This is a genomic window from Nitrospirota bacterium (genome assembly GCA_035873375.1).
Taxonomy (GTDB): domain Bacteria; phylum Nitrospirota; class Thermodesulfovibrionia; order Thermodesulfovibrionales; family JdFR-85; genus BMS3Bbin07.
Genome location: JAYWMQ010000036.1, coordinates 12,298 through 28,269, shown reverse-complemented (window position 1 = coordinate 28,269; position 15,972 = coordinate 12,298). Strand labels below are relative to the sequence as shown.

Annotated in this window: 12 protein-coding genes; 4 read left to right on the top strand and 8 right to left on the bottom strand. The window is 49.0% G+C overall.

Annotation, left to right across the window (positions count from 1 at the left end; translation table 11 throughout):
* The first annotated feature begins 202 nt into the window (after window positions 1-202).
* The 4 genes from VST71_07845 (at window position 203) to VST71_07830 (ending at window position 3,503) form a co-directional block, all read left to right on the top strand.
* Window positions 203-1,222 (top strand): ABC transporter ATP-binding protein, encoded by a 1,020-nt coding sequence (locus tag VST71_07845; GenBank protein ID MEC4685627.1) that lies wholly within the window; start codon window positions 203-205, stop codon window positions 1,220-1,222.
* Between the two features lie 327 nt (window positions 1,223-1,549).
* Window positions 1,550-2,677, top strand: coding sequence for an ABC transporter permease (locus VST71_07840; GenBank protein ID MEC4685626.1), 1,128 nt, complete (start codon window positions 1,550-1,552; stop codon window positions 2,675-2,677).
* Between the two features lie 231 nt (window positions 2,678-2,908).
* Window positions 2,909-3,193, top strand: a complete 285-nt coding sequence (locus tag VST71_07835) for a type II toxin-antitoxin system RelE/ParE family toxin (GenBank protein ID MEC4685625.1) — start codon at window positions 2,909-2,911, stop codon at window positions 3,191-3,193.
* A 16-nt stretch (window positions 3,194-3,209) separates the two neighbouring features.
* Window positions 3,210-3,503 carry a HigA family addiction module antitoxin gene (locus VST71_07830; protein ID MEC4685624.1) on the top strand — a complete coding sequence of 98 codons (294 nt, stop codon included), beginning with the start codon at window positions 3,210-3,212 and terminating at the stop codon, window positions 3,501-3,503.
* 7 nt (window positions 3,504-3,510) lie between these two features.
* Here the strand turns inward: VST71_07830 and VST71_07825 are convergent, their stop codons facing one another.
* The 8 genes from VST71_07825 to argS all read right to left on the bottom strand — a co-directional run bounded on the left by VST71_07825 (window position 3,511) and on the right by argS (window position 15,917).
* Window positions 3,511-4,836 (bottom strand): hemolysin family protein, encoded by a 1,326-nt coding sequence (locus VST71_07825; GenBank protein ID MEC4685623.1) that lies wholly within the window; start codon window positions 4,834-4,836, stop codon window positions 3,511-3,513.
* Between the two features lie 367 nt (window positions 4,837-5,203).
* Entirely contained in the window at window positions 5,204-6,481 is a 1,278-nt protein-coding gene (locus VST71_07820) for an outer membrane protein transport protein (protein ID MEC4685622.1), read from the bottom strand.
* Window positions 6,482-6,722: 241 nt separating this feature from the next.
* Complete coding sequence (locus tag VST71_07815; protein MEC4685621.1) at window positions 6,723-8,486, bottom strand: formate--tetrahydrofolate ligase; 1,764 nt, start codon at window positions 8,484-8,486, stop codon at window positions 6,723-6,725.
* 130 nt (window positions 8,487-8,616) lie between these two features.
* Window positions 8,617-9,075, bottom strand: coding sequence for a cyclic nucleotide-binding domain-containing protein (locus tag VST71_07810; GenBank protein MEC4685620.1), 459 nt, complete (start codon window positions 9,073-9,075; stop codon window positions 8,617-8,619).
* Window positions 9,076-9,150: 75 nt separating this feature from the next.
* Window positions 9,151-11,823, bottom strand: coding sequence for a formate dehydrogenase subunit alpha (fdhF, locus tag VST71_07805; protein MEC4685619.1), 2,673 nt, complete (start codon window positions 11,821-11,823; stop codon window positions 9,151-9,153).
* A gap of 15 nt (window positions 11,824-11,838) precedes the next feature.
* Window positions 11,839-13,620 carry an NADH-quinone oxidoreductase subunit NuoF gene (nuoF, locus tag VST71_07800; GenBank protein MEC4685618.1) on the bottom strand — a complete coding sequence of 594 codons (1,782 nt, stop codon included), beginning with the start codon at window positions 13,618-13,620 and terminating at the stop codon, window positions 11,839-11,841.
* Between the two features lie 5 nt (window positions 13,621-13,625).
* On the bottom strand, window positions 13,626-14,078 hold the full coding sequence (locus VST71_07795) for an NAD(P)H-dependent oxidoreductase subunit E (protein MEC4685617.1): 453 nt from the start codon (window positions 14,076-14,078) through the stop codon (window positions 13,626-13,628).
* A gap of 207 nt (window positions 14,079-14,285) precedes the next feature.
* A complete protein-coding gene (gene argS / locus VST71_07790) occupies window positions 14,286-15,917 on the bottom strand; it encodes an arginine--tRNA ligase (GenBank protein MEC4685616.1) in 1,632 nt (543 codons plus the stop codon).
* Between the last annotated feature and the right edge of the window lie 55 nt (window positions 15,918-15,972).

Sequence of the window (15,972 nt, the reverse complement as noted above, 5' to 3'; positions counted from 1 at the left end):
CGTATATGCCCCTTCCAGTATTCCTCTTTCTCTCCCTCTCTTGACCCTTTCTTTGCCATGACTCGCCTCCTTATTTTTGATTGGCTTATCATGGCATCTCTTACCTCTTCCTGGGAAGATGGGCTTTATTTGACGCTTACGTCATTCCCTCACTTTTCTGGATGCTGGAAGGGTCGTCTTTTCCGGACCACCGGAGCAATTAATGAAGGATGAAAAGACCCTTGAGGAGGCCTTTTTCGAGATACTGCTTGGCAGGGAAAGAGAGATACCCTCACAGGATATCCCATTCAGGGCAGAGGGATTTACAAAGGACCCTGTAGCTGTCAGGATTGAGGGTGTGACAAAATATTTTGATTCCTTCAGGGCTCTTGACAACATAGATATCTCGATAAAACAGGGAGAGGTATTCGGTCTTCTGGGACCGAACGGGGCAGGCAAGACCACCCTCATAAAGTGCATGACTGGACTCCTGAAACCTGACAAGGGGTTTATAAGTATCTCGGGTTTTAAACCGGACAGCCCTGAACTGAAATCCAGGATCGGTTATATGTCTCAGGTATTCTCCCTCTATGGAGACCTCACTGTCAGGGAAAACATAGGAATTTACGGCGCCCTTTACGGAATTAAGGGAGAGGCCCTAAGGGAGAGGACACAATGGGTTATTGATGTCTCAGACCTCAGGGGAAGGGAAGGCACTATAGTAAAGAGGCTTCCTGTTGGAATAAAGCAGCGGCTCGCCCTCGGGTGTGCAACACTGAACCTTCCGTCCATACTCTTTCTTGATGAACCCACATCAGGGGTTGATCCTGTTGTCAGGAAGTCTTTCTGGCAATTCATCAGGGCACTTTCTAACAAGCTGGGAATGACTGTAATTGTTACCACCCACAACCTCGTTGAGGCTGACTTCTGCGACAGGATTGCAATTATGAACGAGGCTCGGGTTATAGCCCTTGACACACCGGAGGAGTTGCGGGAAGTCTTTGTAAAAGAACGGGGGGATGTCTATGAGTTATATCCCGAAGGACCGGTTAACACGGAAATCTTCACCTCCCAAGAGGTCTCGATAACATCTTTTGGAAGACGCTATCACATCTGGAGAAAGGGTCTGAGAGAAGAGGATATTAAAAAGCTCCTTGACTATCATAAAGTACGATACCGCTATATCCACAGGATAAAACCACCGATGGAGGATGTCTTTATATATTTCCTGAAGGAAAAATGATACCATTTTGTGTCCAGGGCTGAATGCCTTATTCGTGTTTGTTTGTGTTGTTAAACCGGCAAATAAATACAGAGTTTTTAGCTGGTTAAAAGTTTGTTGCACAAACAGAAAAAAACGATATATGTCATTCTGAATTTATTTCAGAATCTCTAAGAATCAAAGACTTATGAGACGCAGTCTGTTCGCCTTGCCAAGCCTGAAACAAGTTCAGGGTGACAAAACAAGAGTTTACACAACAAGTTCTTAAGTGGTTGATTTTGACGAATATGTCTCTCTGAATAGTTGCCGGGTTAATAATTCGTAGCTAAACAGCTTCGGGAGGGCAGGGTGAAGAAGGTCTTTGCCGTAGCAGTAAAGGAGGTGAGGGAGATATGGAGGGTGAGGCTCTTTCTGGTACTTGCCTTTGGTGTTCCCTTCGTGATGTTTATCGTCTTTGGTTACGGGATAAGCCTTGACGTTGAACATATGCCCTTTGCTTACATTGACCAGGACCACAGTCAGTTGAGCGCCAGGCTTGTAGAAAAATTCAAGGGCAGATACTTTGAACTGAGGGAGGAGCTTTTTGACCCTGCCGAGGCAGACCGTCTTCTGACCAACGGCTCCCTGAGGGCGGTACTGGTCATACCCCCGGACTTCTCCAGGAAGATATACAGGGGCGATACTGCGGATGTCCAGTTTCTGATTGATGGCGGGTATCCGTACAGGGCACTCACTGTAAAGGGCTATGCCGAGGCAACCATGGCCGCATTTAACAGGGAGATTATGGAGAAAAAGCTGATCCGCTCAGGATATACCGGACAGCTCCCTCAACCCATAAAGGCAGAGACGCGCTATTTCTTCAACGAATCACTCCAGAGCAGCTACGCCCTTATCCCCGGGCTCATAGCCATTGTGCTCCTGATGAACCCCGCCGTGCTGACAGCCCTTGCCATAACAAGGGAAAAGGAGTTTGGGACCATCTACAATATATACTCCTCACCAATAAAGAAATGGGAGTTCCTGACAGGAAAGATCATACCCTATCTGATCATCTCCTCCATCAACTTCACGGTAATTGTATTAACCGTGAAGTTCCTCTTCCATATACCCATGAAAGGGCATATTATTAATCTTATCCCCGGCGCATTCATCTATATGCTCATTAATGTATCCATCGGTCTCCTCGTCTCCTCTGTAACAAGGACAATGATATCTGCCCAGATAGTCACGATTATTGCAACTGTAATCCCGGCGTTCCTCTACTCAGGCCTCCTGATCCCTGTGGCAAACCTTGAGGGAGAGGCAAAGGTGGTGGCACATCTCTATCCCACCATGCACTTTATGAAGATAATTCACGGAGTGTATCTGAAAAACCTGGGACTTTTGGACCTGCTGCCACAGATGCTGCTCCTGATGTTCTACTTCGCTGTGCTTTTCTCCATCGGGATCATGGTATTCAAAAAAAGGGAGGGATAGGCCGGGGCTAAATTTAATTGGTACAGGATGAAAATATGCTTGAAAGGACTTTTTCTTCTCTTTTGTTCGTGCTAACAAAATGATGCAGTAAGCATAAAGAGCAATCCTGCATTTCTTCTCCCCTCTGGAGTATATGAAGATTGAATGCCTTCTGTCACAACTCAAAAATGCTGACTCCTTAGACGACCTTTTGGACTTGACAAATATAACTATATGCGTTATATTGTTAGTGTGATTAAGGATTTTTATGACAAGGAAAGTGAAAAATTATACTTGACAGGAAAAAGCCGGAAATTGCCCCAAAATATAATTAGTACGGCATTACGAAAATTGGAACAAATAAATGCCGCTGCACAGCTTGAAGATTTGAAAGTTTTTCCAGGGAACAGGCTTGAACAATTGAAGGGCAAAATGAAAGGAAAGTACAGTATAAGAATCAATGATCAATGGCGCATTGTTTTTAACTTTTCCAACGGCAATGCGTATGACGTCGAAATAACTGACTATCATAAATAGGAGGACCGCAATGTTTATGCTTAAGAGAGAACCGATTCATCCAGGAAAAATTCTACTGGATGATCTGATGAAACCACTCGGAATTACCCAGAAGGAACTTGCCAGAGAATTAAAGACATCTTTCAGAACGGTCAACGAAATCGTCAATGGCAAAAGGGCTGTTTCTCCCGATATGGCCTTGAGGCTTTCCAAGTATTTTGGGATGAGCGCTGATTTCTGGCTCAATGCACAAAAAAATTATGATCTTCAAAAGGCATGGCAAAAGAATAAAGACATCATTAAGGGAATAACCACAAGGAAGGCAGCCTGACTCATTATTATTCATCATCCCCGCTGTCCTTCTTGCCGGCCTCGGTGTCTTTGAGCGGCCTCAGGATAACCCTGGCTATTCTCTTGCCGATTATCTGGACTATCCTGATATTCCAGCCGTCGGCATTGAAGGTCTCACCAGTAGAGGGAATCCGCTGAAGCCTGGTGATAACAAACCCGCCCATGGTGTCATAATCAGGCGAGGCAGGGATCTCAATGCCATAGTCGTCCTTGAGGTCCCTGATGGCAATGGAGGCATCTATCAGGAATGAACCGTCTCTCAGCTTTATAACCGGTTTTTCCTCATCAAACTCATCCCTTATCTCTCCGACTATCTCCTCGATCAGGTCCTCTATGGTAACAATCCCCGTCACAGCACCATATTCGTCCACCACCACTGCTATGTGTATGCCCTTGCGCTGCATCTGCCTCAGCAGTGCGCTGATCTTCATGGACTCGGGTACAAAGAAAGGTGCACGCAGTAGTTTCCTGACATCTATGGTCTCCTTTGCCGAGACCTTCCTGAAGACATCCTTGGCATAGAGGATGCCCTTGATGTTCGACTTCTCCCTGTAATAGACAGGGTATCTTGAATACTGTTCCTCTGAAATGGTATCAAGTATCTCCTGAATGGGGGTATCAACAGAAAAGGCGACTACCTTTGTCAGGGGAACCATCACTTCCTTTACGGAAAGGTCTGTGAACTCAAACACCCCGTGAATCAGCTCCTCTTCTTCCGGCTCAAAAACCCCCCTGTCACGTCCCTCCTTGATAAGCAGTTTTATCTCCTCCTCTGTCACAAAACTCCTCTGTGTAAAGGGTTTTCCGCCAAGGGGTTTTAATATAATATTGGTGCTGAAGGTCAGGATACTGACAAAAAACGAAAAGAGACGGGAAAAACCGTAAACCGGTCGCGCAATGATCAGGGCAAACCTTTCAGGGTTCATAAGGGCTATGGACTTCGGGACCAGCTCGCCTATAACAAGGGAGAGATATGATATGACAACAACCACAAGGCCGATTGAAATCGCCTCACTGTAAGTGGAAACGATCCCGAGGGGCACTTTCGCAATCATGGGCTGAAAGACTTTTACTGCAGTGGCGCCGCCGATTGCAGATGCCATGGCACCCACAAGGGTCACGCCTATCTGCACTGTGGCAAGAAACCTGTCAGGGTCTGACTGAAGTTTTTTAAGAATGAGGGCATTGGGATTACCCTCTTTAATCAGTTCACTGACCCGTGTCTTCCTTGCAGTAACAACCGCTATTTCAGACCCTGCAAAGAAGCCATTAAAGAGAATGAACAAAAAGATAAGGATTATCTCAAGCCACATACTTTGTTAGCTCAACCCCCCTGACCTGCCCGGCATCCTGCAAATACGGCAAGGCACTGCGGCCGGGCACGACCCGGTGAAGAAAGACAACAAGCCTGGAAAAGACTGCGCTTCTTTACAGAAGATTAGCTTAAGCAACTTACCCTCAAGATTGAGACACAATAAAACATATCTTATTTTAACACTTTCAGACAATGATTGTTATAATGACATAACAGGTGTTAACAAGAAAAGGAAAAAAACTCTGATGCTTTATAGGAGAGACCCCGGTTAAGGGAGGGTTTTTAAGGTCAGAAACCCTCCCTTCAGGAGAGGGAATGACTCCCTCTCCTGAAGAAGTTACAGAACTGTTTTCCGGTTGTGCAGATTAAAACTTCCAGGAATAACCAACGGATAACTCCCACTGATTCATTTCAAGCTCTATATCCTGCCCGGGGTCCAATGGATTGGGCCCGCTGATACTGTTTGAAAAGGCACGCATAAGCGAGGCACTCAGTTCACGGTTATTGTCAAAAGCCTTTGTGAAACCCAAGGTTGCGTGCTGCTTGATAACACCGGGGGCAAGAATATTAAAGAGGACTTCACTGCCAGGGACGGGCTGATCGCCAATGGAGTAACCGGCACGCCACGTCCAGTCCCTGCTGCTCTGCCACTGAAGACCAAACTTGTACACCGTCATGTCTTCCCAGCCAAAGCCTGCACCACTGTCGTTGCCGAGGTAACTGGTCTTGATATTGGGGATAAACGGATTGCTTACAGAGTTGACATCACTGTAATTTATACGCTGAACATCCAGCAGCAGGGTCACCGCAGGATTAACTTTATATCCAAGGCCAACAGTCCAGTTGGAGGGGATATCAAAATCACCCTGTTCGGCAAATAACCCCGCATACTTGTCGAGTTTGCTCATGAGGATTTTGGTCTGATACGATGCCCCCAGGTACAGGTCCGGCAGTACTTCACCGAGGTAGCCGATCCTTGCCCCATAACCGTATGAATCGTCATGCCCGTTATTGGTAAGTTTAGTGGGGTCAGCGGAAAAGGCGCCAAAGGCCTGCAGGCCCAAAGCCTCAAAACTCTGATACGCCAGGATGGCGCTTATCCCGACTGCATGTTTTGGGGTCAATTTTACTGAGTAGGTTGGGGTGATAAACAACTGCATCAGGTCTATACCTGTGGGTGAAGAACCATAGAACGTATTGGTGTCATAATCAGTATTCATTCCGCCGTTTCCGTATACCGACACGCCGGCAGAGCTGCTTTCATTCAACATCCAGTTAACACCCACCGAGGGTATCACAAACATCTCGGAACCACTCTTCACGGTTCCGGGCGTCAGACCAAAAGCGGGAGGACCGGATGGAGTGCCTCTTACCGTATACTCCCTGGATGGCATGAACAGGGTGAGACCTGCATCAACGCGGTTACCGACAAATACCATTCCAGCCGGGTTTGTAGTGGCTGTTAACGCATCCATCGGCAGGGCTACACCTGCACCTGCCAATGCCTTGTTCTTGATGCTGTAGCCGTGGGCAAAGTAGCCGTTTGTTGCATACGCACTCGCAACAAAGCTGAACATCGCCACAATCATAATAACTGAACAAAGCAAAGGCCCTTTTAGACTGCTGAATCCTTTTTGCCTCATTTCTTTCCTCCTTTTTTTTCTGAGGGACTGTACCGTCTCCTGAGTTTAGAAACTATAGACTTTCGAATATGTTTAATTTATAGCATATTGCGGGGATTTTGTCAAGTTGGAATTGGGGTTAATCACGGAATCAAGGTTTTTATGGACAGAGGGAGGGATTAAACAAATAGGGGGGGCACTTGAGTGCCCCCCCTATTTGTTCTTGTTTTTTTCTATAGAAGTGCCGGGAAAAACCGGACAATCAAAACAGGCCTTTCACCTTTCCGGTCTCGACATCCACATCAATCCTTCTGTAGGCCGGATCCGAGGACGTACCAGGCATCAGCTTTATATCACCTGCCACCGGAACGACAAATCCTGCTCCCCTGAAGATAAGGACGTCCCTCACAAAGAGCTTCCATCCTTTAGGTACTCCTTTCAGGGCCGGGTTATCACTCAGGCTCAGGTGGGTCTTGACCATACACGTGCCGAACTTTCCAAGCTCCGGATCTGCCTCTATCTCCTTCAGCTTCTGCAGCGCCTCAGATGAAAACTCTACACCGTCAGCTCCGTAGACATCCTCTGCAATCATCTCGATTCTGTGCCTCTGGGTTACATCAAGATCATAGAGGAACTTGAAGTTACTCTCCTCATCACAGGCATCGAGCACTGCATCGGCAAGCTCAAGTGCACCGTCACCGCCTTTCAGCCAATGCTCACTGACGGCAACCCTTGCACCGGCAGCCTCAACCATCTTCCTGACGGTCTCAATCTCGGCCTTGGTATCCGTATAGAAGGCATTTATGCAGACCACCGGGGTTGCCCCTGACTTTCTGACGGTATTTATGTGATGTATGAGGTTCTCGCAACCCTTTTCCACCCATTCAACATTCTCTTCACCGTATTCCGCGGGAATAGGTCTTCCCGGAACAGGAACCGGTGCACCACCGTGACACTTCAGGGCCCTGATTGTCGCCACTATCACTACGGCATCAGGCTTGATGCCCGAGTAACGGCACTTGAGGTTCCAGAATTTTTCATAACCGATATCAGCACCAAACCCGCTCTCGGTTATATGGTAGTCCGAGAGTTTCAGGCCTACCCTGTCTGCTATAATCGAGGACTGTCCGATGGCAATATTGGCAAAAGGTCCTGCATGAACCAGGACAGGCTGTCCCTCTATGGACTGCATAAGGTTAGGGTTTATCGCACCGGCCATCCATGCAGTCATTGCACCGGCAACCTCAAGGTCTTCAGTAGTTACAGGGTTTCCCTGCTTGTTATAGGCAACAACTATCTTGCCCATTCTCTCGCGGAAATCCTTGAGATCAGTTGCTACAGACAGTATGGCCATAACCTCGGATGAGACGGCAATATCAAACTTCGACTCCATCATGAAGCCGTCCATCTTTCCGCCGATACCGATAACCATCTTTCTGAGTGCCTGGGCACAGAAGTCCATAATCCATCCCATCTGGACATTGCGGGGGTTCATATCCAGCCTCTTCAGATTACGCTTTGCAAGTTGTTCGTCATTGTAATTGAACTCATGCTGCATCCTTGCAGTCATTGCAACCATGGCAAGGTTATGGGCATTCATGATGGCGTTTATATCTCCTGTAAGACCAAGGGAAAAGGGTGTCAGCGGGATACACTGCGAAAGTCCGCCGCCTGCTGCCGAACCCTTGATGTTCATGGTCGGCCCGCCGGAGGGCTGTCTTATTGCAGCCATAACGTGTTTGCCCCTCTTGCCCATCCCCTGAAGGAGCCCGATCGTAGTTGTTGATTTTCCTTCGCCAAGCGGTGTTGGCGTGATGGCGGTTACGTCAATGTACTTTCCGTCAGGACGGTCCTTGAGACGGTCCAGGATGGCCTTGTAATCAAGCTTTGCAACATAGTGACCGTGGGGAAGAAGCTCTTTCTTGTCAAGCCCCATCTCTTCGGCCAACTCATAAACTGTCTTCATGTTCTTTTCTGCGGCCTCTGCTACCTCCCAGTCCGCGTGCTTTGTTGGATCAATCGGCATAAAGTTACCTCCCTTTTTGTTTCAAGTTTTATGTTGAAATAAGGAGTAATGAGGCAATGGATTAATGGTGTATTGACAATAAATCATACTCCAACATTCCATTGCTCCATTACTCCATTCTTAATTATCCCTAATAACTAATCAGCAGATTCATCAGCTTTTCGTTCATTGAGTGTATGTTCTTGCTCGCCACCCTGGCTATGGCCTTCACAATCTTGTACATTACCTGCGGGTGGCTGTCTTCAAGTGACCTGAAGGTCTCGCTCTTCAGGAGAAAGAGTTCTGTGTTCTCAACAGCCGTAACATTTGCACCATGCACCTTCTTGTCCTCTATAACAGATAGCTCACCAAAGAAATGACCCTCATTGAGTATGGCCAGCGTCTGTTTCCAGCCGTCAGGGGTGCTCTTTGATATCTCGACCTTTCCATTCTTTACAAGGTATATCCCCTTTGTAGGTTCCCCCTCCTTAAAGATAAGCGTACCCCTGGGATAGCTCTCAACCGTTATCTTATCCCTGATCATCAGGAGCTCCTCATCATTGAGCTCTTTCAGAAGTATCTGTTTCTTTAAGTCCGCTATGTCAATCATTGCTACCCTCCTGTATTATGAAATTCCGGCATTCCTCTCTCAGCAGGCTGTATCAGAGCACAACCTGCTTTTCCCTTATACCTTCTCTATCCTGACGGTACTCACCTTAAGCTCGGGTATTTTACAGAACGGGTCAAGGGCCTTGCTGTTTGTAAGAACATTGGCAGCAGCCTCCTTAAAGTGAAACGGAATAAAGACAACACCCCTGCCAGGTCTCTTTGACAGGCGGGCCTTAAGCTCTATTGACCCGCGCCGTGAAGTAACCCTGAGCATTGCTCCGTCCTCAACAGCCATATCCCCGGCATCCTCGGGGTTTATCTCTACAAATGGTTCGGGTGAAACCTTGTTTATGGCATCCACCCTTCTTGTCATGGAGCCTGTATGATAGTGGAACAGCTCCCTCCCCGTTGTAAGGATAAAGGGATATTGCTCATCTGTCTCTTCAATGGATGGCCTGTACTTCACCACGGTAAAGCGTCCCTTGCCACGGGGAAACCCGCCCTTGAAGAGGTAGGGAGTGCCGGGATGGTCCTGAGTAGGACACGGCCACTGCAGCCCCCCCCTGTTAAGCCTCGAATAGGTCATGCCGCCCATGGCAGGCCATGCCATGCCCATCTCCTGAAAGACGGCCTCAATCCGCGGGTATTTCATCTCGTACCCCATGCGGTTGCTCAGCTCCGTTATAATCCAGAGGTCCTCACGCGCCTCGCCAGGAGGGGAAACCGCCTTCCGTACACGCTGAACCTTCCTCTCGGTATTCGTAAAAGTGCCCTCTTTTTCAGCAAATGATGCCGCCGGCAATACCACATCGGCAAGTTCAGCAGTCTCTGTCATGAATATATCCTGGACAACAAGGAAGTCCAGGGCTCCGAAGGCCTTAACGGTATGCGCCATATCCGGATCGCTCAAGACAGGGTTTTCTCCCATGATATACATGGCCTTCAGTTCTTTTGCCTCAGCAGCAGAAAGCATATCCGTTGCAGTCATCCCTTCCCTGTCAGAGAGTTTTGCGCCCCAAAGGGTTTCAAACTTTTCCTTTATTGTTGAAATGGCAAGCTTTTGATACCCGGGATACATATTGGGACTGCAACCCATATCGGAGGAGCCCTGAACATTGTTCTGTCCCCTGAGGGGGTTTACCCCCGAGCTCTCCTTGCCGAGACTGCCTGTCATAAGGCCGAGGTTTGCTATACAGAAGACATTGTCCGTGCCATGGCTGTGCTGGGTAATACCCATGGTATAGTATATGCCCGGACTTGAGGCCCCGGCATAAAGCCTGGCAGACTCGATTATCTTCTCTTTTGGAACTCCTGTTATCTTCTGGCCAACCTCGGGAGTAAATTCATCGAGACCCTTTAAAAACTCCTGATCAAAACCCTCTGTACGGAAGACGATAAAGTCCTTGTCCATCAGCCCCTCTTTAACAATCACGTGCATCATGCTGTTAAGCAGGGCAACGTCCGTACCAGGGCGATGCTGCATCCATATATGTGCAAACCTGACGAGGGGCACCTTCCTGGGGTCAGCAACAATAATCTTTGCCCCTTTCCTTGCGGCCTTCATCATCCTGAGGGCAACAATGGGGTGGTTCTCTTTTGTATTGGAGCCGATAACAAACAGGAGATCATTGTTCTCTATCTCGGGAATAGAGTTCGTCATGGCCCCTGAGCCAAATACTGTGGCCAGACCGACCACGGTAGCACTGTGTCAGTAGCGGGCACAGTGGTCAATATTGTTTGTACCGACCGCTGCCCTCAAGAATTTCTGAAACAGGTAGTTCTCTTCATTCGTGCATCTGGCGGAACTGAGCCCTGCAATTGCATCGGCACCGTGCTTTTCCTTTATCTCTCCAAACCTCTCCGCAACATAATCAAGGGCCTCATCCCATGAGGCCTCCTCAAACCGGCCATTCCTCTTTATCAGGGGAGACTTCAGTCTGTCCGGGCTGCTGTTAAACCTGAAACCGAACCTTCCCTTTACACACAGCCACCCCTCATTCAGTGATTCAGGACGTGATGATACCCTTATCACCTCGTTCCTCGCCACATGAAGTGTTATATTACAACCACAGCCGCAGTAAGGACATATGCTCTCCACCTTCTCAATATCCTTCTGCCTGCCCTTGCCCATAGAGATTTTTCCCATAAGTGCACCGGTTGGGCAGACGCTGACGCACTGGCCGCAGAATTCGCAATCAAGGTCTTTCTCAAACGGAGGGCAGACCTTTGCAGAAAACCCCCTGTATGCTATCTCAATGGCGCCGACACCCTGGACCTCGCTGCAGACTCTCACACACTTGCCGCAGAGTATGCACTTCTCCATATTCCTCTCGATAAAGGGATTGCCGTCGCTGCCGGAATACTGTCTCCTCTCACCCTCAAAGCGGTTTTCCCTGAGGTTGTAGAAGTAGGCAAGCTCCTGAAGCGTGCAGTCTCCTGCCTTCTCGCAGATCATGCAGTCAGTGGGGTGGTCGCTGAGGAGAAGTTCAACTATTGTACGCCGAAGTCCCTCGATCTCTTCATTTGTGGTGTCCACATCCATCCCCTCTGTAACAGGGGTGGTGCAGGCAGTCACAGGTCTTGGCATACCCTTTATCTGGACGAGACAGAGCCGGCATCCTCCGTATGGCTCAAGCCTTGGGTCATCACAGAGAGTGGGTATATAGATATCATGCTCTCTGGATGCCTGAAGAATGGTAGAACCCTCTCTTACCTTGATGCTCCTGCCATCTATTGTTACCGTGACCATCATATTTCCTCCGCTCTATCCCTTCTTTATCGCCTTGAACTTGCAGGTCTCAAAGCAGGCCCCGCACTTTACGCATATCTCCTGGATAATCTTGTGGGGCTTTTTCTTCTCTCCCACAATAGCGCCTGCAGGACATACCCTTGCACACATGGTGCAGCCCTTGCAGAACTCCTCAAGTATGGAATACGTAAGGAGGTTCTTGCATACCCCGGCAGGACAGCGCTTCTCATGGATGTGTGCCTCATACTCATCACGGAAATACCTGAGTGTGCTCAGCACGGGATTAGGCGCCGTCTGTCCCAGACCGCAGAGCGAGGCAGACTTGACGTCATTGCTCAGTTTTTCAAGGAGATCCATATCCCCCGGTCTTCCCCTGCCCTCGGTAATCCGCTCCAGTATCTCCAAAAGCCTCTTTGTCCCTATCCGGCAGGGCACACACTTCCCACAGGACTCCGCCTGGGTGAATTCAAGAAAGTATTTTGCAATGTTAACCATGCAGTCCGTCTCATCCATCACTACCATGCCGCCGGAGCCGACGATAGAGCCTGCCTTTGCAAGAGACTCATAGTCAACGGCTATATCTATCATACCGGCAGTTATACACCCGCCTGACGGCCCGCCCGTCTGAACAGCCTTGAGCTTTCTGTCTCCCTCAATGCCTCCGCCTATATCATAGACAATCTCCCTGAGCGAAATCCCCAGGGGGACCTCTATAAGTCCGCTGTTCTTGACCTTCCCCGTAAGGGCAAAGACCTTTGTCCCTTTACTCTTTTCAGTGCCGAACTGCGCAAACCAGTCGGCACCGTTACGTATTATATAGGCAATATTTGCAAGGGTCTCCACATTATTAATAACCGTTGGTTTGCCCCACAGCCCCTTCTGGGCCGGAAAAGGCGGCTTGGCTTTCGGCATCCCCCTGTTACCCTCTATGGAGGCTATAAGGGCCGTCTCTTCACCACATACAAAGGCCCCGGCCCCGAGCTTTATCTTTATATCAAAATCAAAATCCTTCTCCAGTATCCTGTTGCCGAGCAGGCCCCTCTGCCGTGCCTGGTCAAGGGCAATCTTCAGCCTCTCTACCGCAAGGGGATACTCTGCCCTGATGTAGACATAACCCTTCAGGGCTCCGATTGCATAGGCGCCTATAATCATACCCTCTATCACCGAATGGGGGTTTCCCTCTATAACGGAGCGGTCCATAAACGCCCCCGGATCTCCTTCGTCAGCATTACATATCAGGTACTTCGGCTCACCTGGGGCCTTTCTTGCAAACTCCCACTTCAGGCCTGCCGGGAATCCGGCTCCGCCCCTCCCCCTCAGTCCGGAGGCCTTTATCAGGTCAATAGTCTCCTCAGGGGTCATTGTCGCCAAAACCTTTTTTAGGGCCTTGTATCCGTCCCTCTCCACATATGACTCAATATCCTCGGGGTCAACCTCACCGCAGTCCGAAAGCACTACCTTCACCTGCTTTTCATGGAAGGTGTGGTAATCCTCCTTCACCTCCCAGTCCCCTATCGCCTGGCCCTGGAGGATATGCTCCTGCACAATCCTTGGGACCATATCGGATTTTATATACTCATATGTAGTCTTCTCTCCGTCTATAATCACGTCCACAAGCACGTCCCTGGCACAGAAACCGCGGCAGCCGACATTGTGAACAGAGCAGTTCCTCTCTACAGACGCATTAACACCGACAGCCTGAATCTCTTCCCTGAAGGCAGAGACCACGCCGGTTCCACCTGCGGCAATTCCGCCTGTGCCCATACAGACCTTTATGACTATATTACACTCTTCCATATCTTTCACTTGATCTTCCTGATCTCCTTCATGAGCCTGTCAGCGGTCATCTTTCCGTGGACTTCCTTGTTGATGATAACAACCGGTGCTATGCTGCATGCACCAACACAGTTGACCTTCTCAACAGTAAATTTTTTGTCTTCAGATGTGTCTTCCCCTGACGGTATATGGAGCTCCCTCATCAGGCTGTTAATAAGCCTCTCAGAGCCTTTTACATGACATGCCGTGCCACAACAGGCCGTAATTATATTCTCCCCCCTCGGCTTGAGGTGGAACTGGGCATAAAAAGTGGCAATGCCATAGAACCTCGAAGGCGGAATATCGAGCTGCTCTGAAAACCAGTCGATTGCATCCTGCGGCAGATAACCAAAGGACTCCTCAATGTCCTGAAGAAGGGATATGACATTACCCTCGTTTTCATGGTATGCCTTAAGTATCTTTTCACGGATATCCTGCAATACAGACCTCCTTTAAGGACACGAAGTCTAATACGCTAACATTTAATGAAGTGTTCAATCAATTACCGGAAAGGGGCTATTAAAATTTTTAATAGTCAAACTCCTTAGTTGTATGGCCCTTTTTCGGATAATCAGGTGAAGAGAGACTTCACCGCTGGTTGAATGGGTTCAACCTTAGTGTTCGAAAAAACAGGAATTATTGAGAACTTACATCCTCTCAGGCACTGCCACACCCAGGGTTGACAATCCCTCTTTCAGAACGGTCTTTACGGCATCACAGAGTGACAGCCTTGCAAGGGTCAGGGCCGCCGGCTCCACCCCCAGGACACGGTGTGTATTGTAGTAGGGATGAAACAACCCGGCAAGTTCCTGCAGGTAGAATGTAACCCTGTGTGGTTCCCTTGTCCTGACAGCGCCCTCAAACATAAGGGGGTAGAAGAGGATTTTTTTGATAAGGCCGGTCTCGGTCTCCTCTTTCAGATAATCAAGATCCGCTGCAATGCCTGTTTCAATGCCCTCCTCCCCTGCCTTTCCGAATATGCTGTTAATCCTGGCATAGGCATACTGGACATAGTAGACAGGGTTTTCAGAGGACTCCTTTTTAGCCACCTCAATATCGAATTCCAGGTGACTGTCGTGACTGCGGGTAAGAAAGATAAACTTTGTTGTATCTGCTCCCACCTCTTCCGTTACTTCCCTGAGCGTGACAAACTCTCCGCTCCTCTTTGACATCTGCACAGGCCTTCCGCCCCTCAGGAGCGTAACTATCTGAACAAGCAGCACTCCCAGTCTATCCTCGGGATAACCGAGAGCCCTTATGACCGCCTTTATCCTCGGGACATACCCATGGTGGTCAGCCCCCCATATATTTATGAGTTCATCAAATCCGCGCTGTATCTTGTACCAGTGATAGGCTATATCAGAGGCAAAGTATGTATGAGAGCCATCGCTCTTAATAACGACCCTGTCCTTGTCATCCCCGAACTCCGTAGCCCTGAACCAGAGCGCCCCTCCTTCCTCGTACAGCTTTCCCTTTTCCCTGAGCTCTTCAAGGCACTTTTTGACAAGCCCTTCATCATAAAGCGCCTTCTCGCTCTGCCAACGGTCAAACACCACACCAAAGCCCCGGAGGTCCGCCTCCATCTCCCTGAGCATCCGGTCAACACCGAACCTGATGAAAAACCCGTCTGCATCATCGAAGTCCGAATCCTTAAACCGCTCCCCGACCTCTCTGAGCAGGTCTGCGGCAAGGTCTTTTATATAATCCCCCCGGTATCCCTCTTCCGGAAAAGGATATGTAACTCCAAGTATCTCCTTATACCTCGCAAAAATGCTCTCACCAAGCAGTCTCACCTGTCTTCCTGCATCATTTATATAGAATTCCCGCTCTACCTCATACCCGGCCCTCTCCAGCAGATTGGCCAGCGCTGCTCCCACGGCAGCTCCCCGCCCATGACCGAGGTGGAGCGGGCCTGTTGGGTTTGCACTCACAAACTCAACCTGTACCCTCTGTCCCCCTCCCAAATCTTTTCGCAGATACCGGGAAGGGTTATTCAGCAGGGCCTGGAGTTCCGCATACAAAAACTGCCTCTTAAAGGTGAAGTTTATAAATCCCGGGCCTGCAACCTCCACTCTCTCAAAAGGGGCCTCTGCACTCAGGATTGAGGCGAGTTCTTCAGCTATCACCCGTGGCGCTTTTTTGAGCCTCTTCGCAAGAACCATGGCCACAGGGGTGGAGAGGTCTCCGTGCAGGGCAACCCTCGGCACCTCAAGCTCAACAAAGGGCACCTCTGCTCCCAGCTTCTGAATCGCACTGTTTATGTATTGCCGTATATCCATAAAAGAAACTCCTGTATCTAATGAATGTAAGGATGTAGGATAGCATAGCAGGGCA

Bases quoted from the DNA above. Each gene is read 5' to 3' on its own strand.
- VST71_07845 (MEC4685627.1), top strand. From the start codon at position 203: ATGAAGGATGAAAAGACCCTTGAGGAGGCCTTTTTCGAGATACTGCTT.
- VST71_07830 (MEC4685624.1), top strand. From the start codon at position 3,210: ATGCTTAAGAGAGAACCGATTCATCCAGGAAAAATTCTACTGGATGAT.
- VST71_07825 (MEC4685623.1), bottom strand. From the start codon at position 4,836: ATGTGGCTTGAGATAATCCTTATCTTTTTGTTCATTCTCTTTAATGGC.
- VST71_07820 (MEC4685622.1), bottom strand. From the start codon at position 6,481: ATGAGGCAAAAAGGATTCAGCAGTCTAAAAGGGCCTTTGCTTTGTTCA.
- VST71_07815 (MEC4685621.1), bottom strand. From the start codon at position 8,486: ATGCCGATTGATCCAACAAAGCACGCGGACTGGGAGGTAGCAGAGGCC.
- VST71_07810 (MEC4685620.1), bottom strand. From the start codon at position 9,075: ATGATTGACATAGCGGACTTAAAGAAACAGATACTTCTGAAAGAGCTC.
- nuoF (MEC4685618.1), bottom strand. From the start codon at position 13,620: ATGGAAGAGTGTAATATAGTCATAAAGGTCTGTATGGGCACAGGCGGA.
- argS (MEC4685616.1), bottom strand. From the start codon at position 15,917: ATGGATATACGGCAATACATAAACAGTGCGATTCAGAAGCTGGGAGCA.